General features: G+C 73.8%; 20 protein-coding genes. 10 read left to right on the forward strand and 10 right to left on the reverse strand.

From position 1 onward, the window contains the following. The first annotated feature begins 39 nt into the window (after window positions 1–39). The gene (locus ACQ9ZG_RS19125; protein WP_018490491.1) at window positions 40–729 is read left to right on the forward strand and encodes a copper homeostasis protein CutC; all 690 of its coding nucleotides are present in this window, start codon (window positions 40–42) and stop codon (window positions 727–729) included. Window positions 730–950: 221 nt separating this feature from the next. On the opposite strand, the gene ACQ9ZG_RS19130 is transcribed toward ACQ9ZG_RS19125, so the two are convergent. After that, window positions 951–3170, reverse strand: coding sequence for a HelD family protein (locus ACQ9ZG_RS19130; RefSeq protein WP_109916475.1), 2220 nt, complete (start codon window positions 3168–3170; stop codon window positions 951–953). Window positions 3171–3525: 355 nt separating this feature from the next. Here ACQ9ZG_RS19130 and ACQ9ZG_RS19135 point away from each other — a divergent pair, with 355 nt between their 5' ends. After that, window positions 3526–3717, forward strand: coding sequence for a hypothetical protein (locus ACQ9ZG_RS19135; RefSeq protein WP_028416954.1), 192 nt, complete (start codon window positions 3526–3528; stop codon window positions 3715–3717). 112 nt (window positions 3718–3829) lie between these two features. On the opposite strand, the gene ACQ9ZG_RS19140 is transcribed toward ACQ9ZG_RS19135, so the two are convergent. The 7 genes from ACQ9ZG_RS19140 to ACQ9ZG_RS19170 all read right to left on the reverse strand — a co-directional run bounded on the left by ACQ9ZG_RS19140 (window position 3830) and on the right by ACQ9ZG_RS19170 (window position 12832). Beyond that, window positions 3830–4903, reverse strand: coding sequence for a peptidase C39 family protein (locus tag ACQ9ZG_RS19140; RefSeq protein ID WP_109916474.1), 1074 nt, complete (start codon window positions 4901–4903; stop codon window positions 3830–3832). After that, window positions 4900–6969, reverse strand: a complete 2070-nt coding sequence (locus tag ACQ9ZG_RS19145) for an iron ABC transporter permease (protein ID WP_499280924.1) — start codon at window positions 6967–6969, stop codon at window positions 4900–4902. Before ACQ9ZG_RS19145 ends, ACQ9ZG_RS19140 begins: the two co-directional genes overlap by 4 nt. Window positions 6970–7232: 263 nt before the next feature. Beyond that, window positions 7233–8300 (reverse strand): iron-siderophore ABC transporter substrate-binding protein, encoded by a 1068-nt coding sequence (locus ACQ9ZG_RS19150; protein WP_109916359.1) that lies wholly within the window; start codon window positions 8298–8300, stop codon window positions 7233–7235. Between the two features lie 91 nt (window positions 8301–8391). Continuing rightward, window positions 8392–9240: an ABC transporter ATP-binding protein gene (locus ACQ9ZG_RS19155; protein WP_109916358.1), complete on the reverse strand. Its 849-nt coding sequence runs from the start codon at window positions 9238–9240 to the stop codon at window positions 8392–8394. 313 nt (window positions 9241–9553) lie between these two features. Continuing rightward, window positions 9554–10420 (reverse strand): helix-turn-helix domain-containing protein, encoded by an 867-nt coding sequence (locus ACQ9ZG_RS19160; RefSeq protein ID WP_258312259.1) that lies wholly within the window; start codon window positions 10418–10420, stop codon window positions 9554–9556. 29 nt (window positions 10421–10449) lie between these two features. Then, window positions 10450–12090 carry a DNA repair helicase XPB gene (locus ACQ9ZG_RS19165; protein ID WP_499280926.1) on the reverse strand — a complete coding sequence of 547 codons (1641 nt, stop codon included), beginning with the start codon at window positions 12088–12090 and terminating at the stop codon, window positions 10450–10452. A 187-nt stretch (window positions 12091–12277) separates the two neighbouring features. Continuing rightward, on the reverse strand, window positions 12278–12832 hold the full coding sequence (locus ACQ9ZG_RS19170; RefSeq protein WP_109916971.1) for a MarR family winged helix-turn-helix transcriptional regulator: 555 nt from the start codon (window positions 12830–12832) through the stop codon (window positions 12278–12280). 90 nt (window positions 12833–12922) lie between these two features. Between ACQ9ZG_RS19170 and ACQ9ZG_RS19175 the strand changes: the two genes are divergently transcribed. Next, window positions 12923–13375 carry an SRPBCC family protein gene (locus ACQ9ZG_RS19175; RefSeq protein WP_258312349.1) on the forward strand — a complete coding sequence of 151 codons (453 nt, stop codon included), beginning with the start codon at window positions 12923–12925 and terminating at the stop codon, window positions 13373–13375. A gap of 290 nt (window positions 13376–13665) precedes the next feature. On the opposite strand, the gene ACQ9ZG_RS19180 is transcribed toward ACQ9ZG_RS19175, so the two are convergent. Continuing rightward, entirely contained in the window at window positions 13666–13983 is a 318-nt protein-coding gene (locus tag ACQ9ZG_RS19180) for a hypothetical protein (protein ID WP_109916969.1), read from the reverse strand. A gap of 394 nt (window positions 13984–14377) precedes the next feature. On the opposite strand from ACQ9ZG_RS19180, the gene ACQ9ZG_RS19185 reads away from it, so the two are divergent. Then, window positions 14378–15361, forward strand: coding sequence for a TrmB family transcriptional regulator (locus ACQ9ZG_RS19185; RefSeq protein WP_109916968.1), 984 nt, complete (start codon window positions 14378–14380; stop codon window positions 15359–15361). A 107-nt stretch (window positions 15362–15468) separates the two neighbouring features. Here ACQ9ZG_RS19185 and ACQ9ZG_RS19190 read toward each other — a convergent pair whose 3' ends face one another. Beyond that, window positions 15469–16911, reverse strand: a complete 1443-nt coding sequence (locus ACQ9ZG_RS19190; protein WP_109916674.1) for an aminopeptidase P family protein — start codon at window positions 16909–16911, stop codon at window positions 15469–15471. Between the two features lie 481 nt (window positions 16912–17392). Between ACQ9ZG_RS19190 and ACQ9ZG_RS19195 the strand changes: the two genes are divergently transcribed. The 6 genes from ACQ9ZG_RS19195 (at window position 17393) to ACQ9ZG_RS19220 (ending at window position 26334) form a co-directional block, all read left to right on the forward strand. Further along, window positions 17393–18376, forward strand: coding sequence for a collagenase (locus ACQ9ZG_RS19195; protein WP_028416942.1), 984 nt, complete (start codon window positions 17393–17395; stop codon window positions 18374–18376). 618 nt (window positions 18377–18994) lie between these two features. After that, window positions 18995–19591: a papain-like cysteine protease family protein gene (locus ACQ9ZG_RS19200; protein ID WP_084993278.1), complete on the forward strand. Its 597-nt coding sequence runs from the start codon at window positions 18995–18997 to the stop codon at window positions 19589–19591. Window positions 19592–19599: 8 nt separating this feature from the next. After that, window positions 19600–20376: a hypothetical protein gene (locus ACQ9ZG_RS19205; RefSeq protein WP_499280927.1), complete on the forward strand. Its 777-nt coding sequence runs from the start codon at window positions 19600–19602 to the stop codon at window positions 20374–20376. Between the two features lie 77 nt (window positions 20377–20453). After that, on the forward strand, window positions 20454–21680 hold the full coding sequence (locus ACQ9ZG_RS19210) for a metalloprotease (RefSeq protein WP_109917166.1): 1227 nt from the start codon (window positions 20454–20456) through the stop codon (window positions 21678–21680). A gap of 97 nt (window positions 21681–21777) precedes the next feature. Beyond that, complete coding sequence (locus ACQ9ZG_RS19215) at window positions 21778–23337, forward strand: ABC transporter substrate-binding protein (protein WP_109917165.1); 1560 nt, start codon at window positions 21778–21780, stop codon at window positions 23335–23337. 69 nt (window positions 23338–23406) lie between these two features. Continuing rightward, complete coding sequence (locus ACQ9ZG_RS19220) at window positions 23407–26334, forward strand: helix-turn-helix transcriptional regulator (RefSeq protein ID WP_499280928.1); 2928 nt, start codon at window positions 23407–23409, stop codon at window positions 26332–26334. The last annotated feature ends 73 nt before the right edge of the window (window positions 26335–26407 follow it).

The following is a 26407-nucleotide window of genomic DNA, read 5'->3' on the forward strand; positions in this document are numbered from 1 at the left end:
CTAGACCTGTAGCCGCGTATATCTGAGGAATGGGGACCCATGAGCAACCGTGCAGTCCTGGAGGTGATCGCTCTCGACGCGGAGGACGCGGTCGCCGCCCAGGCGGGTGGTGCAGACCGTCTCGAACTGGTCACCGACATGGCCGCGGACGGCCTGACGCCGTCACGGGAGACCTTCGCGGCGATCCGGTCCGCCGTGGACATCCCGCTGCGCGTCATGCTCAGGGTGGCCGACGGGTTCGCCGCCGGTGACGTCGACGTGCTGATCGGCAAGGCCCGCGAGATGCGGGCGGCGGGTGCCGACGAGTTCGTCCTCGGCTTCCTCGACGAGGACGGCCACGCCGACCTGGTGGCGGTCGAGCGGATCGTGGCCGAGCTGGACGGCTGCCGGTGGACGTTCCACCGCGCGATCGACCGGGCGGCCGACCGCGACGCCGTACGCAAGCAGCTCGCGGACCTGCCCGGCCTGGACACGTTCCTCACGGCGGGCTCGGCGGACGGCGTGGACGCGGGCATCCCGACGCTCCTGGAGGAGGCCGCCCGTACCCAGGAGCCCGGGTACGAGGCGCAGATCCTGGTGGGCGGCGGCCTCCAGCTCCACCATCTGCCCCGGCTGCGGGCGGCGGGCATCGACGCCTTCCACATCGGCGGGGCGGCCCGTCCCTCCGGCTGGTCGGCTCCGGTGGACGCGGCGGCGGTACGGGAGTGGCGCGAGGCGCTCGACGCCTGAGCCCGCAGGCAGCCAGGCAGCCAGGCAGCAGGCGGCCAGGCAGCAGGCAGGGGGCGGGAGCCGCGCAGGCCCCGCCCCGGCCCGCTCGCCGGACCCCGTGCCGTCGCCGCCCCGGCCCGCTCGCCGGACCCTGCGCCTGCCCCCGCCCCGTCCCCGTCCCCGTCCCCTTCGCCGTACCCGCACCGGCCACCGGCCACCGGCTACCGACTACCGGCCACCGGCTACTGCTCCAGCGCCCCCGGCAGCGCCGCCGCGTGCACCACGGTCAGCCCCGACACCGCACGGGTCAGCGCCACGTACAGCCGCCGCAGCCCGGTCCGCTCGTCCGGTTCGCCGTCCACCACGGCCGCCGGCTCGTCCAGCACCACGTAGTCGTACTCCAGCCCCTTCGCCAGCGACGCCGGCACCAGCGTCAGCCGCGACTCGGCGGTGGTCTCCTCACCGGGCGCGAGGTACGCGCGGCCCGCCGCCTCCAGCGCCGCGCCCAGCTCCGGGATCCGGGCGTCGGCGGCGATCAGCCCGATGGACCCCTCGTGGCGCAGCGACTCCCCGCAGGCGGCGACCACGGCCGCGTCCAACTCCTCGGCCGACGGCACCTCCCGTACGGCCAGGGAGCCCGGCGACTCCCGCACCGACTCCACCGCCGCGAGACCCGGCGAGATCGCCGGCAGCAGCCGGGAGGCGTACGCGATCACCTCGCGCGGCACGCGGAAGCCCGCCGTCAGCTCCTCCACCACCGCGTCCGCCTTGCCCAGGTGGAACAGGGCCTCGTCCCAGCTCTCCGTGGACCACGGCGTCGTCCCCTGCGCGAGGTCCCCGAGGACGGTGGCCGACCCGGTCGAGCAGCGCCGCCCCACCGCCCGGTACTGCATGGGGGAGAGGTCCTGCGCCTCGTCGAGCACGACATGGCCGAGCGAGTGCGTACGGGCCACCAGATCGCGGGCCTCGTCGATGAGCACCGCGTCCGCCGCCGACCACCGGGCCGACCGCACGCTCCGAGCGGGCTTCGCCCAGAGGATCAGCTTCTGCTCGTCCTCGGTGAGCAGCCCCTCCGCGTGGGCGGCCAGGAACTCCGGGTCGGCCAGCAGGCGCAGCACCAGCTTCTCCGGGTCGACGGCGGGCCAGATCGCCTTGACGGCCGCCTTCACCGCCGGGTTGCGGGCCACGGTGTTCTGCACCCGGTCGTCCGGCGCCTCGCCCGCCTCCTCCATCCGTACGAGAACGGCGTGCGCGATCCGCTGCGGCAGGGCCTCGTGGGCGGAGCCGTACCGCATGTCCCGGGCGAGCAGTTCGTCGACCATCTCCCCGATCTCGTACGCGGGCACCCGCCAGCGCCGCGACCCGCGCACGACCACGACGGGCTCGGCCGGCCGGGTCACATGCGAGCGGACCGCCCGGCGCAGCACCTCGGCCATGCGGGCGTCGCCCTTGACGACGGCGGCGGCCGCGTCGTCCGTGCCGCGCACCTCCACCCCCGCCGTCACCAGGTCGTCGACCGTGGCCTGCTTGACCTCCAGCTCACCGAGGGCGGGCAGGACCTGCTCGATGTAGTGGAGGAAGGACCGGTTCGGCCCGATGACGAGCGTGCCGGTACGGGCGAGGCGCTCGCGGTGCGCGTACAGCAGGAAGGCCACCCGGTGCAGGCCGACGGCGGTCTTCCCGGTGCCGGGACCGCCCTGGACGCAGACGGTGCCGCCGAGGCCGCTGCGGACGATCTCGTCCTGCTCGGGCTGGATGGTGGCGACGATGTCACGCATGGGGCCGACGCGGGGCCGTTCGATCTCCGCCTGGAGGAGCCGGCTGGTGTGCGCCGCCTCGGCGGGGTCGGTGAGGTGTTCGTCCTCGTACGCGGTCAGCTCGCCGCCGGTGTAGCCGAAGCGGCGGCGGAGGCCGACGTCCTGGGGGTCCTTCGGGGACGCCTGGTAGTACGGCTGGGAGACCGGGGCCCGCCAGTCGATGACCATCGGGTCCCCGGCGGCGTCGTGGACGTGCCGGCGCCCGATGTAGAACCGCTCGCCCTCCGCGCCCTCGGCCAGTTCGCCGCCGACCGCGTGCAGATAGTCGAGCCGTCCGAAGAACAGCGGGGTGTGGGACAGGTCGGCGAGCGCCTTGATGCGGTCGTCGATCTGGGACTGGAGGACGGCGGCGTTGACCCAGTTCGCGGTGACGTCGCGGATGTCGAGCGCCTGGACGTCCTCGCGCATCGCCCGCAGGGCGGCCCGGGACGCGGCGAGATGGGCGCGCTCGTGCGCCAGGGGGTCGGAGTGGTCCGCCGGACCGCCCGGACCGCCCGGATCGGTTGTGCCGGTAGTGCCGGTAGTGCCGGTAGTGCCGGTGGTGCCTGTGGTTCCTGTTGTGCCGGTCGTGCCGGTGGGGTCGGGAGTGCCGGTGCGGCCGGTCGGATCGGGGGTGGAATCGCTCTCTGCTACGTGCGCGGGCACGGTGTTGCCTCCGGCTCTTCAACGCAGGACGGCGGACCGTTCGCCGGCGCCGGCGGGAGCCGGAGCAGGACGGTCCGCTCGGAAGGTTCGATCGCGTAGGTGTCGGCCGGTTTCCGTCCGGTCGGCGGCGCTCCCGGGGCCGTGGACACGGCGCGGGAGGCGGGCAGACCGGCGATTGTAGCCACAGGTCCGGGCCGGGGCGAAACGGATTCCGGTGCTCCCGGAGGGGGAGAGGCCAGGGATACCCGTAGGGGACGGCCACGGCCCGAGCGGTACCGGAGGGCTACGAGCCCGGCGTACGGGTTCCGTCTGCGGACCGACGCGTCCGAACGGGTGACGGGAGCACCATGGACGCATGAGTACAGCCACCCTGAACCCACGCAGGACCGGCCCCGCGCACGGCGCGACCGCGGTCTCCGGTCACCACCGACCCCACCGCGTCGGCGACGCGGTCCGCGCGCTCAAGGTCTTCGCGACGGCGGCCTTCGGCGTCGTCGTCCTGGGGGAGTACGCGGAGGAGGCGGGCGTCGTCCGCCGCGGCCGCTGACTCCTCGCCCCGGTCCGAAGCCCTCCGTCACGACCCTGCCACCGGCCACCAGCCACCAGCCACCGGCCGGCAGCCCCCGGTTCTCCGGATCCGGCCCCCGGCGTCCCGTTGCTCAGCCGGGTCCGATGAGTACGGCGCCGCGCACGCGGTCCTCGCCCAGCAGGGACATCGCGTCGAGCGACGCGTCCGACACGGGCAGCAGATGGGCGTCCACCCAGCTCTCTCCCGCCGCCGCGTTGCACCACGGGTCCTCCAGCACCACCGCACCCGGGACGACCCCGTGGCACAGCACCCAGTGCGGTACGTCGAACCCCTGCATCGTCGTCAACGAGACCAGCAGCAGCACCTGCCGCTCCTGCCGCCCGATCGCCTCCCGCAGCTCCACCAGCGACACCCGCCGGCCGCCGACGGGGACCCCGGACCGCCGCGCGTCCGCCCGTGACGCCCGCTGGAGCACGGCCCGCCATTCCCGCTCGCTCCCGGACAGATGGTCCAGCAGCACGGGCTCGTCCGTATCGAGGAACACCTCGACCGACGCCGTCGGCCACCGGCGGCGGACGGCGACCCCGAGCCCCACGGGCTCGCACGCGGGGAAGTTGGTCGCGTCCCGCCAGAGCGTCAGCTCCGCCGCCCGGTCGAGGGATTCCCAGCGCTCCGCGCCCGCCAGAGCCCGGGCGACCAGGGCGGTGACGGCCGCGCAGGTGAAGTCGGTGCTCTGCCGGTAGTACGCGGGCTCGGCCACGTCCTCCGCGACCAGCCACCGCACATACCCGGCCCCGGGCCCGCCCGCCCCCGGCCCCTCCCGCGTGAGCGGAGGCCGCAGCGGAGCGAACCCGGCCGCCGCCGCGTCCTCGGCGCTCACGGTCCAGCCCTCCCACGCGACCTGGACGAGCCCCTGCTCACCCGCGTACGAGACGACCGCTCCGGCCGCCGCCGGTACGTCCCCCACGGCATCGACGATCTTCACGTACGCGGTACCGGGGCGCGCGGTCACCAGTGCGGCCGCCGCCCAGCCGTCACCGTGGCCGTCACTGCCACCGCCGCCGGGGACGGCCACCAGGCGGGGGGCGTGCGGGGACCGGTCGACCGCGCCCCAGCGCTCCAGGACGTCGGGCCGGGCGATCCGCCGCAGTTCCTCGGGCCAGGAGGCGGGTTCGTACGGGAACACGGCGTACGCCGGCGTCATGCGCGGGACCTCCGGAGCAGCCAGACGAAGTACGGGGCACCGACCAGGGCGACCATCAGCCCGGCGGGCACCTGGGAGGGGGCGACGACGGTGCGGCCCAGGGTGTCGGCCACGCAGACCAGCAGCCCGCCGAGCAGCATCGAGACCGGTATCGCGCGGCCGTGCCGGGCGCCGACCAGGGCCCGGGCGAGGTGCGGGGCGACCAGCCCGACGAAGCCGACGACACCGATCGCGATCACCCCGAGCGCCGCGAGCACGGCGGCGACGGTGAGCGCGGCGAACCGGGTGCGCGCCGGGCTGACGCCGAGGATGCGCGGGGTGTCCTCGTCGACGGCGAGCAGGTCGAGCTGACGGTGCATCGCGAGGAGCAGCGGCAGCGCGAGCAGCAGCCCCACCGCCACCGGGACGACGTCGGAGAACGCGCGCCCGTAGGTCGTCCCCGAGAGCCAGGTGAAGATCTGCGGGGTGTTCCACGGGTCGGCGCGCAGCAGCAGGAAGGTGGAGACGGCGCTGAGCCCGTAGCCGCAGCCGATGCCGATCAGCACGAACCGGTCGGGCAGGAAGCCGCCGCGCCAGGCCAGCAGGGCGATCAGCGCGAAGGTGGCCAGACCGGTCGCGACCGCGGTGGCGACCAGCACCGGCTGCCCGCCCGGCAGACCCGACGTCACCACGACCACCGCGCCGAGCCCGGCCCCCGAGGTGATGCCGAGCACGCCGGGCTCCGCCAGCGGATTGCGTACCGCGCTCTGCACGGCGCACCCGGCCAGCCCGAGCGCCGCGCCCGCGAGCACGGCGGCCGCCACCCGGGGCATCCGGTCGTCGAGCGCCCGCCCGACGAGTTCCGGTGCGGTGCCCTGCACCCAGAGCAGGAGATCCCCGGTGCGCAGCCAGAGGCTTCCGGCGAGGGTCCCGAGGAGTACGGCTCCGGCCAGCAGCACCACCGCGGCGGTCACCACGAGGAGGAACGACCGGCGCGAACGGGTGGCGGACCGCGCCTGCGGAGGCTGCCGGACCGGTCCGGTGTCCCGCAGGCGGAGTGCGAGGACCACGATCACGACGGCCCCGAGCAGTGCGGTCGGGACACCCGTCGGGACGGAGGCGGCCCCCTCCGCGCCGAGCAGCGCGCGCAGCGAGGTGTCCGCGAGCAGCACGAGCAGCGCGCCGAGCAGCCCGGCCCCGGGGACGAGCAGCGCGTGCCGGTGCAGCCCCCGGACGCGTACGGCGATCAGCCGGGCCAGCACCGGAGCGCCGAGCCCGATGAAGGCGATGGGGCCCGCGAGGGTCACGGCCGTGCTGGTCAGGAGCACGGCGCAGAGCACGGCGGTGATCCGGGTCGCCCGGATCGGCACGCCGAGGGAGGACGCGGTGTCCTCGCCCAGGCGCAGCACGTCCAGCTTCCGGGAGAGCGCGAGCGCGACGCACAGCACGACGGCCACCAGCGGCAGCGCGCGCATCGACGCGTCGATGTTGAGCTGCGCGAGCGAGCCGCTGCCCCAGGCGAAGAGGCCGGTGGTGTTCCGGTCGAAGAGGATGAGCAGCATCGCGGTCGCCGCGTCCAGGGCCATGGCCGTCGCCGATCCGGCGAGGACGAGCCGGGTGCCCGAGGTGCCCGCCGTACGGCCCGTGAGGGCGAGCACGAGCGCCGCCGCGGCCAGACCGCCCGCGAAGGCGACGGCGCCCGACGCCCAGAGCGGCACGGTGAGCCCGAAGGCGGCGACGCACGACAGGGTGAAGTAGGCCCCGGCGGTGACGGCGAGGGTGTCGGGGGAGGCGAGCGCGTTACGGGTGACGGACTGGAGCAGCGCCCCGGCCGCACCGAGGGCGAAGCCGACCGCGACGCCCGCGAGGAGCCGGGGCAGCCGCGAACCGGCGACGATGTCCCCGACCGGGACGCCGCCGACGTCCTCCCGGGCCCCGCCGACGTACCGGACGATGTCCCCCATGCCCGCGCCGGAGGTCCCCTGCGTCAGATGCCAGAGGCCCACGGCCACGATCGAGGCGGCGAGAAGGACGAGGACGGCGCCCCCGGCGAGCGCGCCGCCGGGGCGGGGGGAGGCCCTGGGCACCGGCGGTGGGGCGGAGGCCGGGGCGGGGGCTGGGACGGATGCCGACGCCGAGGCCGGGTGCGGGGCCGGCGAGGGGGCCGTACGGAGGCGGGCCCCCGGGCCCGGCGGCGCACCGGCCCCCGGGCCCGCGGAGGCCACCGGCTCCGGCTCCGGCACCCGTCCGGGGGTGGCTTCCGGCCCTGGGGAGGCCCCCGGGCCCGGGGAGGTCTCCTGCCCCGGGGTGGCTCCCGCCCCCTGGGCACTCACGTCCGGGTGCGGAGTGCTCACTTCTTGGTGATGGCGTCGACGTACGCGTCGATCGCCTGCTCGCACGAGCGCGGCCCGCCCGCGCCCCAGACCCGCGCCGGGAAGCTGTGCGCGCGGCCTTCCTTCACGGCGGGGAGCGACTTCCAGACCGGGTTCTTCTCCAGCGCCTCGACGTAACCGCCCACGCCTTCGTCGTTGGCGTAGAAGAGGTTCGCCGTGCCCACCCCGGTCAGCCCCTCGACATCGGTCTGCGCGAGACCGTAGGCGGGGTCCACGCCTCCGTCGCCGTACGCCTTGTTGATGTCCTCGGTCCAGGCGGACTTCATCCCCAGCTCCTCACCGATCGCGGTGAACAGGGCGCCCTCGCCGTACGGACGGACCGTGAGGTTGCCGCCCTGGAGCCAGCCGTCGAAGAAGAGGAAGTCCTGCGTGGGGAGCTTGGCGTCGGCCACCTTCTTCTTGGCCTCGGCGAGGTGGGTGTCGAACTCCCCGATCACCTGCTCGGCCCGCTCGGTGCGGCCGGTCGCCTCACCGATCAGGTTGAAGACGTCGCGCACGTTGCCGATGGGGTCCTTGGGGTCGGCGCCCTTGGTGGCGATGACGGGTATGCCCCGCTTCTCCAGGGCCGCCAGGGTCTTGTCCTTGGCGTCGAACGCCTCCACGACGACGAGGTCGGGTTCGGCGGCGGCGAGGGTGTCGAGGTCGGGCTCCTCGCGGGCCCCGATGTCGGTCACGCCGTCGGGCAGCTTCTCCGCGCTGACCCAGGTCCGGTAGCCCTTGGCGTCGGAGACCGCGACGGGCGTGACGCAGAGGGTGAGGGCGTCCTCGACCTGCTGCCACTCCAGGACGGCGATGCGCTTCGCGGGCCTGTCGAGCTCCACCTTCCGGCCGAGGCTGTCGGTGAGGGTCACCGGCTTCGTGGACGTCGCTGTGGTGTCACCGGCGCAGTCCTTCGACGCCGGGGCGGCGGACGACGCCTTGGCGCCGGTCGCGGAGGAGACGTCGGTCGTGCCGCAGGCCGTGGTGGCGAGGGCGAGGGCGAGCCCGGTGGCGGCTGATGCGGTCAGTCGGCGGACGCGGATCATGAGGGTTCCTCTCGGTCACTGCTGTTCGAGCGGGTTGCTGATGGGGGAAGGAAAAAGGGAAAGGGGAAAGGGGGGAGGCGGCCCGGCGAGGTCACCGGGCGGCCGGGGCGCGGTGCCGTCCGACGGGGTCGATACGGACCCGGCCGGTGCGCGGGTCGACGCCCGCCTCGACCTCGATGTCGTAGACCTCGCGGATGTGGTCCGCGGTGAGGACCTCGGCGGGCGGCCCCAGGGCGTGGACGCGGCCCGCGCGCAGGAGGACCAGCGTGTCCGCGACGCGCGCGGCGTGGTCGAGGTCGTGCAGGACGACCCCCACCGCGATGCCGTGGTCCTCGACGAGGTCGCGTACGAGGTCGAGCGTTTCGATCTGGTAGCGCAGGTCGAGATGGTTGGTCGGCTCGTCCAGCAGGACGACCCCGGTGTTCTGGGCCAGGCAGGCGGCGAGCCAGACGCGCTGCATCTCGCCGCCGGAGAGTTCCCCGGCGGGCCGGTCGGCCATGTCCCGGACCCCGGTGGCGTCCATCGCGTACGCGACCGCCGCGCGGTCGTCGGCGGACAGCCCGGCGAACCCGCGCCGGTAGGGGTGGCGGCCGAACGCCACGACCTCGGCCACGGTCAGGCCCTGCGGCGCGGCCCGGGACTGGGAGAACAGGGTGACCTCCCGGGCGAACTCCCGCCCGCTGAGCAGGGACACGGCACGCTCGGGCCCGTCGCTGTCCCGGCCCCCGCCGAGCGTCACCTCGCCGTCGTCGACGCGGTGCAGCCGGGCGAGCGAGCGGAGCAGGGTGGACTTCCCGCTGCCGTTCGGGCCCACCAGAGCGGTCGCGCGCCCGGGCTCCAGGGAGAGCGAGACGCCGTGCACGACCGGCGTCCTTCCGTACCGCAGGACCAGGTCACGCCCGTTGAGGGCGGCCGAGGGCGGGGCATGGCTGGTGAGCATGGGAGGGTCCGGTCGTGTCGAGGGGAGGGGCGCACGGCACCCCGGCGCCGCGCGCCGCCGACGGGGCTGTCAGCTCTCCCGGGAGCTGCCCTGGCCCGATGACGACGACTGCCTGCGGCGGGCAACAACTAAGGGTTGCCTAAGTCCCTGGAAGGCTATATTCCGCCCGAGTTGTCGGCAATCAGGAGTTGGGGACAGCGAATACGGCGTTCCGGACACCGGGAGCACCGGCACCGGGAGTACCGGGAGCACTAGGAGCACCGGGAGTGCCAGGAGCACCGGGAGCGCCGGAAGGGTCGACGGCCACGGAGGCTCAGCCCTCCGGCTCCGCCGCGCTCGTACGGGAGAACGCCCCCGGCGTCGTCCCCATGACCCGCCGGAACGCGGCGATGAAGGTGCTGGTCTGCGCATAGCCCAGCAGCAGGGCGACGGTCTGCACGTCGAACCCCTCGGAGAGCAGCGTCAACGCCCGGTGGACGCGCAGCGCCTGCCGCCACTGGGCGAAGGAGAGCCCCGTGGAGTGGCGGAACGCGCGGGTGATCGTCCGGTCGCTGGTGCCGAGCGCCCGCGCCCACTCATCCAGCGACCGGGGATCGGCGGGGTCCTCCAGCAGGGTCTCGGCGATCACGTCGATCCGGGCGTCACCGGGCAACTGGAGCGCGAGCTGACGCTCCGAGGGCAGCAGGACGTCGAACACGACGGACTCCGCCCGCGCCCGGGCCGCCGCGTCGAGGTCCGTACGGACGAGATGGGCCAGCAACGACTCCAGCAACGGGGTCATCTCGATGGCGGTCGGCCCGTCGAACGCGACCGGCGTGCGCTCGGGGGCGAAGAAGGCGTCGTGGAACGCGACGCCCGCCGTCAGCCGCCCCCCGTGCACCACCCCCGCGGGCATCCACAGCCCCTGCCCCTCGGAGACGGTGAACACCCGGTCCGCGACCCGGGACACCAGGGTCCCGCCGTGCACCCAGACCAGCTCGTGCAGGGGGTGGGTGTGAGGCTCCCACTCGGTGGGGACGCCGGAGACGTGGGACTCGGAGATGATCACGAACGGGGCGTCGGCCCCCGGCGGAACGGCCGAAGCCCGGCACGTCACGGTGCCGGGCTCCCGCGACCAGGTCCCGACGCCGGTGACGCCGATGCCGGCATCGGCGGTGACGTCGGAGGTGCGACGGGGCATGGGCCGACTGTATCCAGGTCCGGCTCTGCCTAGCTCTCCGCCAGCAGTTCGTCCGCGTCGACGATGCGGTACGCGTACCCCTGCTCGGCCAGGAACCGCTGGCGGTGCGCCGCGAAGTCCTGGTCGATGGTGTCGCGGGCGACGACCGAGTAGAACCGGGCCTCGTGCCCGTCGGCCTTCGGCCGCAGGACGCGCCCCAGCCGCTGGGCCTCCTCCTGGCGCGACCCGAAGGTTCCGGAGACCTGGATGGCGACGGTCGCCTCCGGCAGGTCGATGGAGAAGTTGGCGACCTTGGAGACGACGAGGACGCTGATCTCCCCGTTCCGGAACGCGTCGAAGAGCTTCTCGCGCTGCGCGTTGCTGGTCTCGCCCTTGATGACGGGGGCGTCCAGGTGTTCGCCCAGCTCGTCGAGTTGGTCGATGTACTGCCCGATGACGAGGGTCTGCTCGCCCCGGTGCTTCCGTACGAGCGCCTCGGTCACCTTCCGCTTGGTGGCGGTGGTGGCGCAGAACCGGTACTTCTCCTCAGCCTCGGCGGTGGCGTAGGCGAGCCGTTCGGAGTCGGTGAGGTTGACCCGTACCTCCACGCAGTCGGCCGGCGCGATGTAGCCCTGCGCCTCGATCTCCTTCCACGGGGCGTCGAACCGCTTGGGCCCGATGAGCGAGAAGACGTCGGACTCCCGCCCGTCCTCCCGGACGAGGGTGGCGGTGAGCCCGAGCCGCCGCCGGGCCTGGAGGTCGGCGGTGAACTTGAAGACGGGGGCGGGCAGCAGGTGGACCTCGTCGTAGACGACGAGCCCCCAGTCACGGGAGTCGAACAGCTCCAGGTGCGGATAGACGCCCTTCCTCCGGGTGGTCAGCACCTGGTAGGTGGCGATGGTGACCGGCCGGATCTCCTTCTTCGTCCCGCTGTACTCCCCGATCTCGTCCTCGGTGAGCGAGGTCCGCTTCACCAGCTCGTGCTTCCACTGCCGGGCGGAGACGGTGTTGGTGACGAGGATGAGCGTGGTGGCCTTGGCCTCGGCCATGGCCCCGGCGCCGACGAGCGTCTTCCCGGCCCCGCAGGGGAGCACGACGACGCCCGACCCGCCGTGCCAGAACCCCTCGACGGCCTGCTTCTGGTAGGGCCGCAGCGCCCAGCCGTCCTCGGCCAGCTCGATGGGGTGGGCCTCGCCGTCCACGTATCCCGCGAGGTCCTCGGCCGGCCACCCGAGCTTGAGCAGGGTCTGCTTGACCTGCCCGCGCTCGGAGGGGTGCACGGCCACCGTGTCCGGGTCGATCCGGGCACCGACGAGCGGCTGCACCTTCTTCGACCGCAGGATCTCCTCCAGCACGGGCCGGTCGGTGGTCGTGAGGACGAGCCCGTGCACGGGGTGCTTGGAGAGGGTGAGCCGCCCGTAGCGGGCCATGGTCTCCGCGATGTCGACCAGGAGCGCGTGCGGCACGGGGTAGCGGGAGTACTCGACGAGCGCGTCGACGACCTGCTCGGCGTCGTGCCCGGCGGCGCGGGCGTTCCAGAGGCCGAGCGGGGTGACCCGGTAGGTGTGGATGTGCTCGGGCGCACGCTCCAGCTCCGCGAAGGGGGCGATGGCCCGGCGGCAGGCCTCGGCCAGCTCGTGGTCGACCTCCAGGAGGAGCGTCTTGTCGCTCTGGACGATCAGGCAGGACACATGTACCTCCGGAAGTGGGAAGGTCCCGTGGGGAGCCAGCCGGGGTGCGCACTGCCGGCTACGTCGGACGTTCGGTCGTCGTCGGACGCTCACGCGAACAGAAGATTCTACCTTGCCGCCCTTTCACCCGGCTGTGATCTCTCTCCCGTGGCCCCCGGGGACCCGTGGCCCCCGGGGCACCCTCGACTCACTCCGGCTGCTCCCGTCGCTTCGCCTGCTTGGGCTGCGGCGGGTGCCCTTCGACGGCGGCCAGCAGCTTGCGCAGGGTGGCGTCGAAGGCGCGCGCCTCGTCCTCGGTGAGCAGCCCGAGGAGGCGGTTCTCGTTGGCGGCGTGTTCGGTGACGGCGGCGTCGACGAGGTCGAACCCCTCGGGCGTGAGGCCGATCCGCAGGCCGCGGCGGTCCTCGGGATCGGCGCGCCTGCTCACCAGGCCGCGTGCCTCCAGGCGGTCCACGCGCTTGGTCATCCCGGCGCGGGTGATGAGGAGGATCTCCGCGAGCTGCGAGGGCGGCATCTCGTGCGGAGCGCCCGTACGGCGGAGGCTGGCCAGGACGTCGAACTCCCCGCGGTCCAGACCGTACGCGGCGAAGACCTCCTCCACGCGGCGGCTTCCGGCGATGTGGAGACGGGCGAAGCGGGCGAGCGTGCCCATGGCGGTGAAGTCGAGATCCGGCCGCTCGCGCTCCCAGTGGGCGACGGCGATGTCGGCGAAGTCGGGGGGAGTCCGGTGTCGGTCGGCCATACGGTGATGGTAACGCAGTCGCTAACCGGTATATGGTCAACTGGTTAACTACATTGTGCAGGTGCAAGGTGCTCGGAAAGGCGCTCTCTGATGAAGCCCATAGCTGTGCGTTCCTCGGCCGTCGTGCAGGCTCCCGCAGGGTTCGTGTGGGACTTCCTCCACGTCTACGCCAATGACCTGGAGTGGCGCTCCGGCCTGGAGAAGATGGCCCAGACCCCGCCGGGTCCGGTGCGCGACGGGGCCCGGGTGGAGGAGACCCTGCGCGTGCTGGGCCGGGTGGTGGAGAGCGTGGTCGAGGTGGCGGACGTCCGCGAGGGCCGCTCCTTCACCTGGCGGGTGGCCGGGGGCGCGACGGCGGAGGGCAGCCGCGCGGTGACGGCCGTGGGTGAGACGTCCTGCCGGGTGGACATCGTCAAGCGCGTGACCCTGACGGGGAGCGACCGCCTCCTGCGCCCGGTGATCGCGGCGGTGATCACGCGTACGGAGCGCGGGGACCTCCGCCGGGTCAAGCACCTGCTGGAACGTTCCTGGCTGAGCCGCTGAGCCGCTGAGCCGCTGAGCCGGTGAGCCGCTGAGCCGGTCCCGGCGCCCGCGCGGCTGCGGCCCGAACCGCACGGGGACGCCCGGCGGTGAGTCCGGTGGTGGACCGAATTGATTACGTAGGGGTATTCCGGGTCCCCCCACTTTTGTTTTCGGCCGTCCGCCCGTACCTTTCCCTCTGGCCGCGGACCGGTCGCGGACAGTATTTCCTCGCCGTCTCCTCTGCGGTCCTGGTGATATCCGAACGGGCCATTCCCCTCCCGGTGGGCCGCCGGATAACCGTCCGTGTGCGATCAGACTTCCGAACGTGTGCGGACGACGGGAAACGGATACTCCAGACTGCTCTCGTTCTCCCAGAACGCGGCCGTCGCCGCTTCCCAGTCCATGGCCCATTCCCGGCACACACCGCGGACTCTCCAACGAGCGTCGGACGGCACCGCGCCGTCGGTGGCCGTCCGCCCGGCGGCGAGCGCCGCCTCGCACGCCTCGCGGGCGCAGCGCACGGCTTCCTCGCTGGTCGAGGCCGGTCCCGTGAAGATGTGCAGACCATGCCTACCGGGCTGCTCACGGTGTGTGGTGGGGACGCTGACCTGGAAATAGGGGTTGGTCATGACGCCTTCTCCTCGGTTGGAGCCGCCCCGTGATCGCACGCGTCGGCATTCAGGACGTCCCTGCGGTCAAGGGCGCGGGATTCTTTGCGGATGTTCTGCTCCCGGCCCGTCACCCGGCGTGGGGAGGGCGGACCGGGAGCAGGACGCGGTGGAATGCCCGATCGGCATTCGGCCGTCCCGTCAGGGGTTGCCCTCCGGTGGGCGAAAGGGCTCGTGTGTACGTGTCGCACACGGCCCGGGAGGCGAAGACGCAGAAACCTGGATCTTCCTTCATCCGGTGGTTCTTTTATACACTCGCCGCACTTTCATCTGTGGCAGAGAAGTGCCGCGGGCATGAATGCGACGCCCTGGCGACGGCTGTGTGCCCGGCGGTGCGGCCAGGGTAGAGACAAGGATGTCCGACGTGACGCATTCCCACCTCGGTTCGCTCGGCCTCTCGGAGCAGGCCGCCGCGCTCTACAGCCGCCTGCTCGAAACGGGCCCGCTGACCCCGGCCCAGCTGGCCGCCCGGGTGGGCGAGCCCGAGGAGAGGCTGACCGCCGCACTGTCGGAGCTGGCGTCGGTCGCCCTGCTCGCCCCCCTGGGCCAGGAAGGCGATCCGGTCGTCCCGTTGGACCCGGCCGCTGGTCTCCAACTCCTGGCCTCCCGGCGCCAGGCGGACCTGAACGCGGGGACGACCGCGGTCGTCGCGGCCTACGAGTCCTATCGGCGGACCCACAGCCTCCCCCCGGGAGCGCCCACCGTCGAGGTCCTCGAACAGGCCTCCCTGCAACGCAAGGTGGTCGAGCTGGAGCGCAGTGCGGTGAGCCAGGTACGCAGCTTCGACACCGCGCCCTACGGTGCGGCGACCATCGCCAACCCCGTCGAGATCGCCAACCTGGGCCGCGGTGTGTCCTACCGGGTGCTCTACGCGCAGAGTTCGGTCGAGACGCCGGACTACTTCCAGGGCAACATCGTGCCGTGCACGGCCGCCGGTGAGGAGGCCCGGATGGCGCCCTCGGTCCCGGCGAAGATGATGCTGGTGGACGACCGCTTCGCGCTCGTCTCGCTCAGCTCCGTGCACGCCGACACCCATCACGGAGCCCTGCTGGTCCACCGGTGCAGTCTGCTGCCCGCCCTGTCGGCCCTGTTCGAGTCCGCCTGGCAGTCGGCGCGCCCGCTCGCCGCCAGGGAGGGCACGAGCACCACGGTGCTGCGCCCCCTGGAGCGGCGGCTGCTCGCCCTGCTGGCGGCGGGGGTCGCGGACGAGGCCGCCGCACGGAACCTGGACATCAGCAAGCGGACGCTGGCGCGGGCCGTCGAACGGCTGATGTCGCTCGCCGGGGTGTCGTCCCGGTTCCAGCTCGGCGTGCACGCCAAGTCCGAGGGGTGGCTCTGAGCCGACGCGGGGAGCCGCCCGGGCGCCGGGCGCCGGGCGCCGGGCGCCGGTCGGCGGGACGCGGTGTCCGGACGCCCGGACCCGGGAGCCGGGTCCGGGCGTCGTAGCTATCCCCGTGTCGCGCTCATCCACGCCTCGATCCCGTCCGCGTCCCGCGGCAGCCCGGAGGAGAGACACCGGGCGCCGTCGGCGGTGACGACGAAGTCGTCCTCGATCCGCACGCCGATGCCGCGCAGCTCCTCGGGCACGGTCAGGTCGTCGGGCTGGAAGTAGAGGCCGGGCTCGACGGTGAGGACGTGCCCGGCCTCCAGAACGCCGTCGGCATACGTCTCGTCACGGGCGGCGGCGCAGTCGTGGCAGTCCAGACCGAGCATGTGGCCCGTGCCGCACACGGTGTAGCGGCGGTACAGCGCGGGACCGTGGGGCAGGTGCCGGCCGCCGGGCCGCAGCCCCCAGGCGTCGAGTCCCTCGGCGATGACCCGGGTGGCCGCGTCGTGGAAGGCACCGTACGGCGCCCCCGGGCGCAGCGCGGCGATGCCCGCCGACTGGGCGGCGAACACCAGGTCGTAGACGCGGCGCTGGACGTCGGAGAACCGCCCGCCGACCGGCAGGGTCCGGGTCACGTCCCCGGTGTAGAACGAGTCGGCCTCGACACCCGCGTCCAGCAGGAGCAGGTCCCCGTCCCTGACCGGGCCGTCGTTGCGGGTCCAGTGCAGCGCACACGCGTGCGCCCCGGCCGCCGCGATGGTCTCGAAGCCCAGGCCGTGGCCTTCGAGCCGGGCGCGCCGGTTGAAGGTGCCCTCGATCCAGCGCTCACCGCGCCGGGCGCGCATCGCGTGCGACAGTTCGCCGGCCACGTCGTGGAACCCGGCGACCGTGTGGCGCACGGCCGAGTCCAACTGCTCGACCTCCCACGCGTCCTTCACCAGCCGCAGCTCCGACAGGAAGGTCAGCAACTCCTCGTCGGCGGCGGACGGCGGCACCAAGGAGTCGACCAGCGGATCCTGGCCGCGCACCACCCGGGTCGGGACGCGGGCGGTGAGGGCGGCCTCGACACGGTCGCGGTGGTCCGTGCCGATCCCGAGGGCGTCGGCGGTCTCCGCCAGGGTCCGCCTGCGGCCCACCCAGAACTCGCCGTGCCGGGGGTCCCGGTGCAGTTCGGTGCTGCCGGCGCCGGGATCGCGCGGAGAGCGCGGCCGGACGAAGAGGGTGACCTCGTGGCCGGCCCCCGTCGGCTCGAAGACCAGGACGCTGTCGGGCACCGCCCCGGTGCCCTGCTCGGCGGTGAGGTGCACGAAGGCGGAGTGCGGCCGGAACGCGTAGTCGAAGTCGTTGCTGCGGACCTTCAGCCCGCCCGAGGGGACGACGACGCGCTCCCCGGGAAACCTCGCGGAGACCGCGGCACGCCGCTTGGCCGCCCAGGCCGCGCCGGGTACGGGCCGCGGGGCCGTATCGGTCGCCGCCCAGCCGTGCCCGAAGAGTCCCTCCGGTGCGGTCGGCCTCCCGGTCGCCCGGTCCCCGGTGCCGGGTGATTGGTCCCGTCGATCCATCGTGCGCCTCCTGGCGTCTCGTGGTCCCCGCCGCGCCCGGTCGGCGCGCGATCACCCCTCCCGGTCCGGCGAAGTCCCCTGCCCACGGCCGGATTCGGCTGGACCGGCCGTGCGGCGGAGAGCGGGGGGAGGGGATGCGCGGCAGTCTCGCACCGGCTGCCCCCGTCCACTTCATACAGACGCACAGGACTCGGCGGTGCGATGTCGGACAGTTGTAGCGGCCCACGCCCCCACGGGGGCGCCGTCGCGCGCACCGCCGCCGACGCCCGTTTTCTTGCGTATCCGCAATTCGCCCTTCCTGCCTTGTCGCCCCTCGACGGGGCCCGCCACAGTTCCACCAGTCGACGGCCCGGCGCCGTCCGGCCGAAAGTCTCCGTTCCATTCCGATGCCCCTGTGAACCGTTCGTGCGGCAAGGCACAGCGGTTCCAGGTCTCGGCAGCCCCGGCCCGTCCGGCCGACGGCACGCACCCAGGGAGAGCCATGCCCCACGTTCCGGCCCGCAGCCGTCTCATACCGCTCGCCGTCTCCGTCCTGGCCACCTGCGCGGTGACGACCCTCGCCGTGGCACCGACGTCAGCGAGTACCCCGCAGAGCGTCGCGGCCCCCCGCGCCGCGGCCGCCCCGGCCCCGTACGGCCCCGCCGTCACGGCGCCGTCCGGTGCTCCGTCCGCCGTGCGCTCCAGCGCCCCGGCCAAGGTGGCGACGCAGGCGGTGAACTCCACCCTGCCGGTCGACCACAGCTGCAGCAGCACCCTGCGCGTCCGCGCCCAGCAGATGACGAGCGGGCAGCTCAGCTCCGTCTGTACCAGCCTCGCCGGCCAGGCCGCCTACTTCCACAACGTCGTGAAGAGCAACGGCCAGCCGGTCCGCGGTGACAACAACACCAGCCTCGAAGTCGTGGTGTTCAACTCCAGCTCCGAGTACCGGAGACTGGCGGGCAGCCTCTACGGGGTCGGCACGAACAACGGCGGCGTGTACCAGGAGGGCAACCCCTCCGCACCGGGCAACCAGGCCCGCTTCATCGCCTACCGCGACGAGACCGCGTCCACGTTCACCGTGAAGAACCTCAACCACGAGTACACCCACTATCTCGACGGCCGGTTCAACATGTACGGCGACTGGAACGCCAACATCTCCACCCCCACCCTGTGGTGGATCGAGGGCCTGGCCGAGTACGTCTCCTACGGCTACCTCCGCCGGCACAACACCTGGGCGGCCGGTGTGGCCCCCCGGCAGACGTACAACCTCAGCACCCTGTTCGACACCACGCAGCAGCACGACCAGGACCGTGTCTACGCCTGGGGGTACCTGGCCGTCTACTACCTGATGGAGAACCGGCCCGCCGACGTCGCCAAGATCCTCGGTTACTACCGCACCGGCTCCTGGCAGGCCGCCCGCACCTACATCAAGCAGAACATCGGCACCCGCTACGACGCCGACTTCCGCAGGTGGCTGCTCACCTGACCGGGACGCGGGGCACCCTCCGGGGGGAGGGTGCCCCGCGTCCAGGGGCGCCGTCCGGGGGTCGCATTGATTGCGTATCAGCAATTCCGCCACCCCGTATATGCGCCGCCGCCCGGCAGGAATAGGTTCCACGTCGTCGGCCACGGGCAGCGGCCTGCCCGCGGCCGACGACGTGCTGCCCGGAAGCCCTTCGCCCTCCGTGGCCCGTGCCCGTGTCTCCCCTCGCGACCGCCGGCCCCGCCCCACGGCACCGGCGTGCCGGTGGCCGTCCCGCACCCGCGCGTCTCCCGGTGACCGCCCGGGTGGGCGGAGGGATTCCGGCCCGAGCGCCGGACAGGCGTAAAAGTGCCGGTGGCAACTCCGTGTCGCCGTGTTTACCCAACGTCCATGTATAAAGACCCCACCGATCGACGGAGACCCCGGCACGACCGGTGCAACGCCTCTTCGCCGCGGCCCGAGGCGCGTGGTCCCGTGGACCCGCGCGCACGCGACGGACCTCTCCGATCCGCCTCTCCGCGACGCCCGCCCCGCACGTCCCCCGCCGCTCTCCGGCACTTCCCGCCCGCCCTCCGCGGGTCGCGGCTGCCCGGAGACGGCACGAAGGAAGGCCGACCCCCCATGCTGTCCCCACGTATCGCCCGTACCGCCGCCGCCGCGGCACTCGCCATAGCCGGCACCCTGGCCGGAGCGCAGAGCTCGGTGGCCGCCGTCCTCCCGTACACCCAGGAGGTGCAGAAGGGCGGTTACTGGTGCTGGGCCGCGACCGCCGTCAGCATCCAGAAGTACCACGGCTCGCAGATCGACCAGGACCGGTTCTGCCACGCGGCCCGCAACATCCCGGCGAACCGCCCGTGCCCCGACGAGGGCCTGGCCTGGCCGAACATCGTCAAGGGCTACAACGCGACCGGCTACTCGGCCAAGTGGACCCAGTCCTACCTGCCGTTCTCCACCGTGAAGCGGGAGATCGACGCCGACAGCCCCTTCGTCATGGGGGTCACCTGGACCAACGGCCCCAGCGTGAACAGCCAGCACACGGTGGTCGTCTACGGCTACGACGACTCCTACAGCACCGCCAACCCCACGGTCAGCTACGCCGACCCCGGGCCCGACTCCCAGCGCAGGACCACCGTGGCCTGGAACGACCTGGGTGTGCGGACGCCCACCTCGCAGTTCAGGTGGACCGACACCATCTACAACATCCGCAAGAGCGGCTGAGGCAGGCCGTGTCCGGGCACACCGCCCGACGGGCGGCCGTCACCGTCCTGTCCGCCGCGGCCCTGTGGTCCCCGGCCGCGCAGGCCGCCGCGGTGGCCGATCCCCCGCGGCCGGTGGTCGAGAGACTGCCGGAGCAGGACGTACGGGTGGCGGTGGCCGCGGCCCGTACACCCGCCGCGGTCGACCTGGCGCGCAGCAACCTCGGTATCCCCGCCGGGCGGTCCGCCGCGCTGCGCGTCGACGACCGCGGCACCGTGGTCCACCACCTCGACCCCGACTTCGCCGAACGCGGCGGACGCCTCCCGCTCGCGGTGCCGGGCTATGTGGCCGTCACCGCACACGCGGACGACGGCCGCGCGGTCACCCTCCAGATCGCCCGGGTGGCCCCGGCCGGCGGAGGAGCACCGCGGTGGGCCGCGGTGGCGGCGGCGCAGGACGCCACCGAGGCCGGCCTGGCCCGGAGGCTGGAGGAGGACGAGGTCCTCTTCGAGAGCCAGGGGCCGCGCGGACGGGAGTGGTACGCACTCGACGACCGGGCCCTGCGCCCCCTGACCGAGGGCCGCGGCCGGTCCGGACCCCCGGAGACCGTGACGATCGCGAGCTACACCGAGGCACTGCGCGAGCGCGCCGCCTCGGCCGGGCCGGTGGTCCCTCCCGCCGCGGCCGATCGGCCCCACCGGTCCGGCGACCGGCCGTGGTTCCTCGTCGGCGCCGCCGCCGTCGTCGCGGCGGGCGGCTTCGCGGCCCTGCGCCACCGGCGCGGCCACGCCGACCGGCACCGCTGAACCCCCCTCACCCGCACACCTCTCCCCGGGCCCGTCGGCCCCGAGGAGCCACACCCCCCTCGATTCCAGGAGTCGTCATGCCCATCCGATCGCACGCTCCGTCCGCCCCGGCCGCCGGGCCCACCACCGCCCCGGCCACCAGACGTCGTGCCCTGGCGGCTGCCCTGGCCCTGGGCGCCGGCATAGCCCTCGCCACGCCGCTCACGGCCGGGACGGCCGCCGCCGCGTCCACCACCTGTCTCAACGGCACCCTCGCCTTCGACCACAACGACGCCGAGGCGGGGACGCACAAGCCCCTGGTCACCCAGCGGGCGCGGAACTCCAACTGGGAGCTGTGGGGCCGCCGTACCGCTTCGGGCCAGGTCGAACGGCTGAGCAGCGGACTCACCGGTGCCACCGACGGCCGCTTCTCCGCCTGTCACACCGGCACGGCCGCACCGCGCGACGTCCACGTCCGGTTCTTCTCCAGCGCCGGCACCCTGTGGCGGGTCGTCGGGGCGGGCACGGCGAAGCAGGGCGACCCGAACTGGAAGAACACCACGCAGTACACCTTCACCACGGCCACGCGGAACACTCCGGCGGCCACCACCGACCTCGGCACGGTCAAGGTCCCGAAGGCGATGCAGCAGGCGTGGAAGATCACCGACACCCTGAACCAGCTGTACGGCAAGCGCGGCACCGGCTCCCTCTGCTGGACCGCCCACCAGACCTCCGACTGCGATCAACTCACGGTCGCCTGGCGGCAGGACGGCTCCAGCGGCGGCTACTGGGACCACCCCTCCTTCCCGGGCGACACCAGCGACGGCACCGACTGGGTCGTGCTCAAGGCCGACGACCCGGACTCGAAGCACCTGATCCTCCACGAGGCCGGCCACTGGTTCCAGTGGCAGCTCCACAACAAGCAGTGGCCCCCCGTCCGCGACTGCAACGGCCACAGCCTGGACAGAGGCGCCTCGGCCGCCTGCGGCTGGACGGAGGGCTTCGCCAACGCCGTCGCGGCGTACGCCCTCGGCGACTCCCGCTACACGTTCAGCACCGGCGACTCCTACGACCTGCTCGACCAGCGGGTCGTGGGCGGCTGGGGCAAGGGCGACTGGGTCGAGGGCCGGGTGGCCGCCGCACTGCTCGAACTGTGGGGGCCGAACGGACCCGACGGCGGCAACTGGAACCGCACGCTCAAGCTCATGAACACCTACGTCAGCGCCGACTTCAGGCAGTACTTCACCCAGCACCGCCCGCTGGCCGGGCTCCCCACCACGGGGGCGGCCAAGACGATCATCAACCGCAACACGATCGTCTACTGACCGGGCGGCGGCCGGAGGCCGTGCGGGCCTCCGGCCGCCGACCGGCGGCGCTCCTCCCGTCCTGCCCAGTCCGCCACGGCGTCGAAGGACCACGACCATGAGATCCCTGCGGATCTGGATACCCCTGCTGTGCACCGCCGTTCTGGCCGCCGGAGCGGGAGTCCGGCTCCTGCTGTCCGAGGATGGCGACCGGGAACGGCCGATCTCCGTGGGCACCACCGACGTCGTCGGCAGCCTGGACCCGGCCGGTTCCTACGACACCGGTTCCTGGGCCCTCTACAGCACCCTCTACCAGTCGCTGCTGACCCTCCGGCCCGGCTCGGCCGCACCGGTGCCCGACGCGGCCGAGAGCTGCCGCTTCCTCGACGCGTCCCTCACCACGTACGCGTGCACCCTGCGCGCGGGGCTGACCTTCGCCAACGGGCGCCCCCTGACCGCCCAGGACGTTCGGTTCTCCTTCGAGCGGATGCTCGGCATCGCCACCGACATCGGCCCGGCGACGCTCTTCGCCGGCCTCGACAGCGTCTCGGCACGCGGCCGCACGGTGACCTTCGGGCTGCGCGAGCGGGACGCGACGTTCCCGTCGAAGCTGGCCACCGGGGCCGGGGCGATCGTCGACCGGTCACGCTACTCCGGCGAGGCGCTGCGCCCCGGCACGGCCGTCGACGGATCGGGGCCCTACACCCTGGCCGCGTACACCCCGGGCCTGCGGGCGCTGCTGGAGCCCAATCCGCGCTACCGGGGCGCCGTCGCCGTGCCGCGGAGCGCCGTCGAGGTGCGCTACTTCCAGGACGCGGAGCAACTCGCCGACGCATGGCGGCGCGGCGATGTCGAGGTGGCCCACCGGCAGCTGCCCTCGGACCTGACCTCCACCTACGAGCCGGGCGAGGAGTCCGGGCGGATGACGGAGGCGGCGGCTGCCGAGATCCGCACGGTGGTCTTCGACCTGCGCCCCGGCTCACCCCTGGCCGAGCGGGAGGTACGGCAGGCGGTCGCGGTGCTGGTCGACCGCGGCCGCATCACCACCCGGGTCCACCACTCGACGGTGGAACCGCTGTACTCCCTCATCCCCCGGGGCCTCACGGGGCACACCACCTCGTTCTTCGACCGGTACTTCCGCGACGAGGACGCCACGGCGCGCGCCCGTTCGCTGCTCCGCCGCGCGGGCGTGCGCACCCCGGTCGCGTTCACCTACGGCCACCGGTCGGGCGCGGCGTTCGCCGCCGAGGCCGCCGAACTGCGGCGCCAGCTGGAGGCGACCGGACTGTTCCGGGTGCGGACCGTCTCCGCCGAGTGGAAGCAGTTCCAGAAGGGGTACGCGAGCGGTGCCTACGACGCCTACGGCCTCGGCTGGGTACCGGACTTCCCCGATCCGGACAACTTCACCACCCCGCTGGTCGGCCGGGCCAACGCCCTGCACAACACCTACGCGAGCCCACGGGTCGACCGGCTCATCTCCCTCACGCAGCGCCACGGCGACCGCCGCAAGGTGGCCGGGCTGTTCCGGGAGATCCAGGACGAGATCGCCGTGGACGTGCCCGTGCTCCCGCTCTGGCAGCGCAAGGACTATGTCCTGGCCGCGCCCGCCGTGGCCGGTTCCGAGCACCTCTCGGACGGCACCGGTGTCTGGCGCCTGTGGCGGCTGAGCCGTATGTGACTCCGGTTCGCAGACCAAAGGGGCGCCCGGTGCGCGAGGGTGTACAGCGCAGCAGGCGAAACATACGGTATGAGCACGAATTTCCGGTCGGCCGCGGAGTCGGCCCTTCCTTCGGGAGGTGCGGTGACGGGCGACGACAGAACCGGCCTTTTCCAGCCACTCCCGGGTGAGGCGTTCCTGCGGGCGAGCCTCGCGGGCGCCGAGTGCCGCCCCGCGCTGGTGCTGCTGGAGGGCGGGGCCGGGACCGGCAAGACCACGCTGGCGGCGCGGTGGGCCCGGGCCGCGGCCGACTGGGACGCCCGCACCCTCCGGCACACGCCGGCCGCCGGCAGCACCGCCCCACCGGACCTCACGGCCGTCGAGGCTCCCGCGCTCCTCGTCGTCGAGGACGTCCATCGCGCACCGGACGGGACGGTCCCGTGGCTGCGCGCCTGGCTGCGGGAGGCCAGGCCGGGGTTCGTGACGGTGGTCAGCTACCGGCCCGCCGAACTCCCCGACCCCGCATGCCCGTTGGGGCTGGATCCGGAGCTCCCGCCCGCTCTGCGCATCCGGCGCGAACGCCTCGGGCCGTGGGAGCGGGAGGGGACGAGGGCACTGGCGCTGGAGGTCCTCGGCCCCGAGCGCAGCTCCGAGCGGCTCGCGGACCGGCTGCATCTGCTGGCCGGGGGGAACCCGCAGACCGTACGGGACCTGCTGGACGTCCTGGCCGAGACCACGGACGCGGCAGCGGCCCTCCAGGACGAGGAGGTGGAGCCGCCGGTCCGGCTCAGCCAGCACATCGCCGCGCGGATGGCCTCCCTGGGGGAGGAGGCCACCGCCCTCGTGCGGGCCGCCGCCGTGCTCGGCGGCGGCTCCCGCGAACGGGACCTGCGACGGGTGGCCGGGCTCGGGCGGTCGGCGGGAGGGGCGGGACTGGTTCGGGCGCTGCGCTCGGGACTCCTGGAGGAACGGGCGCCCGACCGCTACGGCTTCACGATCCCGCTCGCCGCCTCCGCCGTCCTCGCCTCTCTTCCCGGTCCGATCCGCTGCACCCTGCACCGGCGGGCCGCCGACGTCCTGACCCGGGGCGGCGAGGTGTCCTGGGTGGCCGTCGCGCACCACGAACGCCTCGGGGGTCGGGAGGGCGCATGGCTCAGGGCCGCCGAGCGCGCCGCCGACGATCCGAACGCCCTGGCCGACCCCGGCGCGGCGGTGAGCCTGCTCCGGTCCCTGCTCGGCCGCCCCGACCTGCCCGCCCGCGCGGCCGGTCGGCTCGCCCTCGGCCTGACCCGCAACGCCCTCCTCACCCTCCCCTCGGCCGGCACCGTCGACGTTCTCGGGCAGATCCTCGTCCTCTCCCAGCTCGCCGACGAGGTGCGCGGGGAGATCCGGCTGGAGCGCGGGCTGGTCCTCAACAGCCAGCTCTGCCGGAGCGAGGGAAAGGCCGAGACCGAGCGTGCCGTGTCCGAGCTGCGTGCCCGGCCCGACCTGCGCGTACGGGCCCTGGCCGCGCTCGCGAACCCGCTGTCAGCCGTCTACGGACTGGACGCCAACCTGCACTGGTGGGAGCGGGCCCGTGCCACGGCCGAGGCCTCCGGGGACCCCACGGACCTGCTCGCGGCCCGCGCCGTACGCGGGACGATCGCGGTGGCGTGCGGCGAGCGCCGACGCGTCCCGGGACGGCCCGGCAGGCTGCCCGATCCGGACGGCGGGCCGGACTCCCGGCGCAACGAGTACCTCACGCGCGCACTGAGCAACGCGGCCTGCTGTGCCGTCTTCAACGGCGACCTCCGGCAGGCGGCGGTGCTGCTCCGCCGCAGCGCGACCCCCTGGGCGGCCGCTGCGGCCCCCTTCATCACCCAGTGCGACCGGGGGACGGAGCTGCTGCTCCGGCTGGAGCGGGGTGAGTGGTCCGGGCTCGGCCGGGAGAGCCGGGGACTGCTGTCGGGGGTGGGCACCCGGGTGGACGCCCGGCTCGTCCTGCTGCACCTCGGCCTCGCCCAGGGGGCGTGGGAGGACTGCGTCACTCTCCAGCCCGGCCTTGAGGACATGCCGCGGGTGTTCTCCCAGTTCCCTTACGAGGTGTCGGCGGCCGGGCTCCGCATCCGCATGGCCGTGGCCCGGCAGAACACCGCCGAGGCGGTCGCTTCGGCCGACCGGATCTGGCACCGGCTGCGCGCGAAGGGCGTGTGGGTGTGGGCGGGGCACGCCGCGCCGTGGGCGGTGGAGGCCTGGCTGCTCGCGGGCCGGGAGGACACCGCGCGGGCGGCGGTCGCCGAGTTCGCCGCAGGACTGCGCGCCCACCACAGCCGCACGGCGGGGGCGGCCCTGCTGCGCTGCCGGGCCCTGCTGGCGGAGCACGCGGGGGAGCACCCGGAGGCCCGCGGGCTGTTCGGGCGGGCCGCCCTCGTGCACGAGCGGTCGGGCGCCCCGTACCGCCGGGCGCTCGACCTGGAGGCGGCCGGCCGCTGCGGCCTGGTGGCTCGGCCTCCCGAAGCCGAGGCCGGAGCCGGAGACGCGGCCGAGGCCGGAGACGCGGCCGAAGCCGGAGCCGGACCCGGAGACGCGGCCGAAGCCGGAGCCGGACCCGGAGACGCGGCCGAAGCCGGACCCGGAGACGCGGCCGGAGCCGGACCCGGACCCGGAGCCGGAGACCCGGCCGAGGGGCCGCTGCGGGACCTGGAGGAGGCGCTCCGGGTTTTCGCGTCTCTCGGGGCCTCGTGGGACGCGCTGCGGGCCCGCGGTACCCTCCGTGAACTGGCGCCTTCCGGCCCCTCCCGCGCGCTCGCGGCCGACGCGGCGGATGCCCGGGGGCGCGGCCGGCCGGCGTACGGGGACGCGCTCTCCCCGCGTGAGCAGGAGGTGGCGGCCCTCGCCGCAGGAGGCCTGACCAACCGTGAGATCGCCGGTGCGCTGCACCTGTCGCCGCGCACGGTCGAGCAGCACGTCTACCGCATCATGCGCAAGACCCATGCGGTCTCCCGCCGGCATCTGCCCACGAGCCGCGCGGATTCCTGAGCCGCGCGGATTCCTGAGCCAGCGGATTCCTGAAGCGGCGGATTCCTGGAGCGGCGGCACCGTGCGCCGTCCG

The sequence above is a fragment of the Streptomyces araujoniae genome (assembly GCF_050871195.1).
GTDB classification, from domain to species: Bacteria; Actinomycetota; Actinomycetes; order Streptomycetales; family Streptomycetaceae; genus Streptomyces; species Streptomyces bacillaris.

What these genes read in the sequence shown, in the direction of transcription:
- ACQ9ZG_RS19125 (WP_018490491.1), top strand. Translation starts at nt 40, where the DNA reads ATGAGCAACCGTGCAGTCCTGGAGGTGATCGCTCTCGACGCGGAGGAC.
- ACQ9ZG_RS19135 (WP_028416954.1), top strand. Translation starts at nt 3,526, where the DNA reads ATGAGTACAGCCACCCTGAACCCACGCAGGACCGGCCCCGCGCACGGC.
- ACQ9ZG_RS19140 (WP_109916474.1), bottom strand. Translation starts at nt 4,903, where the DNA reads ATGACGCCGGCGTACGCCGTGTTCCCGTACGAACCCGCCTCCTGGCCC.
- ACQ9ZG_RS19150 (WP_109916359.1), bottom strand. Translation starts at nt 8,300, where the DNA reads ATGATCCGCGTCCGCCGACTGACCGCATCAGCCGCCACCGGGCTCGCC.
- ACQ9ZG_RS19155 (WP_109916358.1), bottom strand. Translation starts at nt 9,240, where the DNA reads ATGCTCACCAGCCATGCCCCGCCCTCGGCCGCCCTCAACGGGCGTGAC.
- ACQ9ZG_RS19160 (WP_258312259.1), bottom strand. Translation starts at nt 10,420, where the DNA reads ATGCCCCGTCGCACCTCCGACGTCACCGCCGATGCCGGCATCGGCGTC.
- ACQ9ZG_RS19170 (WP_109916971.1), bottom strand. Translation starts at nt 12,832, where the DNA reads ATGGCCGACCGACACCGGACTCCCCCCGACTTCGCCGACATCGCCGTC.
- ACQ9ZG_RS19175 (WP_258312349.1), top strand. Translation starts at nt 12,923, where the DNA reads ATGAAGCCCATAGCTGTGCGTTCCTCGGCCGTCGTGCAGGCTCCCGCA.
- ACQ9ZG_RS19180 (WP_109916969.1), bottom strand. Translation starts at nt 13,983, where the DNA reads ATGACCAACCCCTATTTCCAGGTCAGCGTCCCCACCACACACCGTGAG.
- ACQ9ZG_RS19185 (WP_109916968.1), top strand. Translation starts at nt 14,378, where the DNA reads ATGTCCGACGTGACGCATTCCCACCTCGGTTCGCTCGGCCTCTCGGAG.
- ACQ9ZG_RS19190 (WP_109916674.1), bottom strand. Translation starts at nt 16,911, where the DNA reads ATGGATCGACGGGACCAATCACCCGGCACCGGGGACCGGGCGACCGGG.
- ACQ9ZG_RS19195 (WP_028416942.1), top strand. Translation starts at nt 17,393, where the DNA reads ATGCCCCACGTTCCGGCCCGCAGCCGTCTCATACCGCTCGCCGTCTCC.
- ACQ9ZG_RS19200 (WP_084993278.1), top strand. Translation starts at nt 18,995, where the DNA reads ATGCTGTCCCCACGTATCGCCCGTACCGCCGCCGCCGCGGCACTCGCC.
- ACQ9ZG_RS19210 (WP_109917166.1), top strand. Translation starts at nt 20,454, where the DNA reads ATGCCCATCCGATCGCACGCTCCGTCCGCCCCGGCCGCCGGGCCCACC.
- ACQ9ZG_RS19215 (WP_109917165.1), top strand. Translation starts at nt 21,778, where the DNA reads ATGAGATCCCTGCGGATCTGGATACCCCTGCTGTGCACCGCCGTTCTG.
- ACQ9ZG_RS19220 (WP_499280928.1), top strand. Translation starts at nt 23,407, where the DNA reads ATGAGCACGAATTTCCGGTCGGCCGCGGAGTCGGCCCTTCCTTCGGGA.